The sequence below is a fragment of the Mariprofundus micogutta genome (assembly GCF_001895085.1).
GTDB lineage: Bacteria > Pseudomonadota > Zetaproteobacteria > Mariprofundales > Mariprofundaceae > Mariprofundus > Mariprofundus micogutta.
The window spans coordinates 1-3,873 of sequence record NZ_BDFD01000039.1; the positions used below are offsets into that span (position 1 = coordinate 1).

Below are 3,873 nucleotides of genomic sequence, written 5' to 3' on the forward strand. Positions count from 1 at the left end.
GGTCAACCTCATGCAGCGAAGGAATATCGCCGAATTGCTGGGAGGAAGCTCACCGCCTCCAAAGCGAAAACCGACCGTGAATCCTCGCCAGATGGCACTGCTCAATGCTTAACCGGACAGCAGTGAGGTATATTGTTAAAAAAGTTATGAACCTGTCTGTTCATCGCTTATAACTGGTGCGCTTCAAACCAGCTGTTTCCCATGCCGATATCCACAATCAGCGGTACACGCAATTGAATGGCAGATTCCATGCTCTCTTTCATGATTGCCGCAACCTTTTCAGCCTGATCCTCTGCCACTTCGACAATAAGTTCATCATGCACTTGCAGTATAATCGCTGCATCCGGAGCCTCTTGTTGCAGCCGTCGATGCAGGTTGATCATCGCGACCTTGATAATATCAGCTGCCGAACCTTGCAGTGGCGCATTGATAGCTGTGCGTTCGGCATAAGCGCGCCGCATGCCGTTTTTGCTGGTGATTTCAGGCACATAGACCCGGTGCTGGAGCAATGTTTCAACGAAACCCTCTTCGCGTGCTTTCTCCAGTGTTTCATCCATGAAGGCACGCACGGTAGGATAGCGATTAAAGTAGGTTTCGATGAAGGCTTGGGATTCACCTCTGCTGATGCCCAGTTGTTTGGCCAGCCCAAAAACGCTCATGCCATAGAGGATGCCGAAATTGATAACCTTGGCGCGCCTGCGCATCTCACCGCTTACATCAGCCAGAGCAATGTCATTTACAGCGGCGGCAGTTGCAGCATGGATATCTTCACCATGTTCAAATGCACGGCAGAGTGCAGTATCCTCAGAGAAGTGTGCCATCAGCCGGAGCTCGATCTGTGAATAGTCGCCAGCAATCAGTATATTGCCGGGCTCTGCAATGAAAGCCTTGCGAATTTCACGTCCCTCGGAGCTGCGGATTGGAATATTCTGCAAATTGGGATCCGAGGATGAGAGTCGCCCGGTGGTGGTGATGGCCTGATTAAATGAGGTATGTACACGGCCCGTTTCGCGGTGGATCAGTTTTGGCAGCGCATCTGTGTATGTCGATTTAAGTTTGGAGAGTTGGCGTACTTCCAGAATCAGGCGTGGAATTTCATGTTCAACTGCAAGCTTTTCCAGTACCTCCTGCCCGGTTGCCCACTGCCCTGACTTGGTCTTTTTACCCCCATCAATACCGAGCTTGTCAAACAGCAGTTCTCCAAGCTGTTTGGGTGACTGGATATTGAACTCTTCTCCTGCGGCAAGATGAATTTCTGTTTGCAACTGTTGAATGCGTTCGCCAAATCGGCTGGATAGTTCGGCAAGTTGAGCGCTATCAATGCGCGCGCCATGCCATTCCATATCAGCCAGCACCATTGAGAGTGGCAGTTCAATCTCATCATGCCGCTTTAGACGGGATTTTTTGCTGAGTTTGTTACTCAAAAGAGTGCTCAGGCGAAGTGCGATATCCGCATCTTCACAGGCATAAGGCACAGCGTTTTCAAGCGTTACCAGATCAAATCCGATCTGCTTGGCTCCTTTGCCGGCTACTTCTTCATACGAGATACAACTTTGACCCAGATAGTCTTCAGACACCGTATCCATTTTGGGTGGATATTTACCGGGATAGAGGCAGTAGGCGAGCAGCATCGAGTCGGCCTTGATGCCGGCCAGATGAATACCGATCCGGCGCAGAACCTGTGTATCATATTTAAGATTGTGGCCGCATTTGGCCAGGTCCGGACTTTCGAGAACAGGACGCAGTGCGGCAAGCACGGTTTCCAGTGGCAGCTGTTTCGGTTTCGGCTCCAGTAGATCGCCGGCGCGATGGCCGACAGGGAGATAATAAGCTTCGCCTTCACGCACTGAAAAAGATAGACCTACCAATTCTGCATCGTGTGTGCGCATGGATGTGGTTTCAGTGTCCATGGCAATTAGCTCTGCGGCTTCCAGCGCAGCCACAAGCTGATTCAGCTTGTGCTCATCATCGACGAGAATGTCGGTTCGCTTGATTGCAATGCTGTTGCTTTCTGCCGGGGGGGCTTCATCCGTGATGGGCTCAGCAGTAGTCGTTGACTCATCCTGTTCAGCATCGCTGAATTCACTTAACAGACGTCGGAATTCAAGGCGTTCGAACAGGGATTTCAATTTCGGCCGATCTGGTTCACTGACAGCCAGTGCATCCAGTTCAATGCCGACAGGTGTCTGCATATCCAGTGCAACCAGTCGATAGGAGAGACGTGCATCTTCAGCAAACTCGATCAGGTTTTCACGGCGTTTATTTTGTTTGATCTCGGGTGCATGGCTAAGTACACCTTCAAGGTCACCGTAGGTTTCCAGTAGCTGGACTGCAGTTTTGGGGCCGATGCCCGGCACACCCGGAATGTTATCGGCCGAATCTCCGGCAAGTGCCAGAAGGTCCTGGATGCGTTCGGGGCCTACACCCCATTTCTCTTTTACCTCTTCCGCACCGTATTCGACACGCTTCATGGTATCGAGCATCCAGATTTTGTCGCTGACCAGTTGCATCAGGTCTTTGTCGGTGGAAACAATCGTGACGTCCCAGCCTTTGGCTTCCGCCTGTCTGGCCAGGGTGGCAATGACATCATCAGCCTCGTAATTTTTGATACAGATGCGATTGAGATTGAATGCATCGGTAACCTTATGTACCCATGGCCACTGTGATGCGAGCTCTTCAGGCATAGGCGGGCGATGCGCTTTATAGTCGGCATACATTTCGTTACGGAATGTGCCACCCTTGGGGTCGAAGACTACGGACACATGTGTGGGGCCAAGGTCTTTGAGAATACTGCGCAGCATCTGCACATAACCGAACACGGCATTGGTCGGTTCACCTTTTGAATTGGTGAGATTATGACGTACCGCGTGGAAAGCACGAAATACATAGTTGGGACCGTCGATAAGAACTAAATGGGGCATATGCATAACCTGCCCTACATTTGTGTCCGGTCAATTTGTGTTTTTGTTCCAGACTCAGATATGCTTGTCTGGCAGGCTTATTTCAACGATGCAATGACCTGCATGATTTTATTTTCTGCCTTGTAAGTAGAGTGGCATGTTTGTGTATCCAAATCACCAGTCTTTGTATCTTCTTTCAATACGGAGATCGTTGCTGAAGATCCGGAATCAAACGTCAGTAGTGTTGGGCGGGTGAGTTTTGTGGCAAATTTATATTTGCCATTGACTCTGATGCTGGTTTTTTTTGGACTGATTTCAGTGACAGCAATGCTCATGCTTCCCTGCAGCTTTGCCCCGGCAAATTGCTCCAGATAACTTGTATAGGGACCTGCATACTTACGCTCGACGGATCTGTCGTTGATGTTGCCACAATCAATATATTCATGTGCATTTGAAGAGCCGAATGAGAGAATCATCAGGCCTGATGATTTATCAAAACGTTCAATGGTAAAAAATGATGAGCCAGCATATCGGAACAAGGTTTCCCATGTGATGTCATAAGACTTGTTTACAGTGGCAGAGAGCTTCTGCTTGTTTTGTTTTACGGCCGGTGGTGTGTGGCTTTTAGGTGCGCAGCCTGCCAATGCAAGTGCCAGAAGCACCAGATGTATTAAGGCCATTGTGTTGAACCGGTTCACGAGTTTCTCCCTGTTTCTGGTCGGTATTATTCACCCTGTGTGGGCGGCGGCGCATTGTATTAAGTTCAGCTGTATCAAGAACATTTGAAAATAGTGAATACCGACTTTAAATATGTTATAGACCATGCTTTTGAATAGGGCAAATGCCAGTCTTTTCCAATATGAAATGAGTCTGAAAACGTAGTTGTCCTGTCCATCATATGGGGATGCTTATCCAGATGGACGAAAGGAAGATCAAAACAGTTGCCGATATTTCAGTCTTTCTGTCAGGAACA

The 3,873-nt window shown here is 49.1% G+C and carries 2 protein-coding genes; both read right to left on the minus strand.

Translation table 11 applies throughout. The features are described 5' to 3' along the window. Positions 1 to 167: 167 nt before the first annotated feature. A complete protein-coding gene (gene polA, locus MMIC_RS12205) occupies positions 168 to 2,921 on the minus strand; it encodes a DNA polymerase I (RefSeq protein WP_072660749.1) in 2,754 nt (917 codons plus the stop codon). 77 nt (positions 2,922 to 2,998) lie between these two features. Further along, on the minus strand, positions 2,999 to 3,598 hold the full coding sequence (locus tag MMIC_RS12210) for a hypothetical protein (RefSeq protein ID WP_143144960.1): 600 nt from the start codon (positions 3,596 to 3,598) through the stop codon (positions 2,999 to 3,001). Positions 3,599 to 3,873 lie beyond the last annotated feature (275 nt).

Bases quoted from the DNA above. Each gene is read 5' to 3' on its own strand.
- polA (WP_072660749.1), bottom strand. From the start codon at position 2,921: ATGCCCCATTTAGTTCTTATCGACGGTCCCAACTATGTATTTCGTGCT.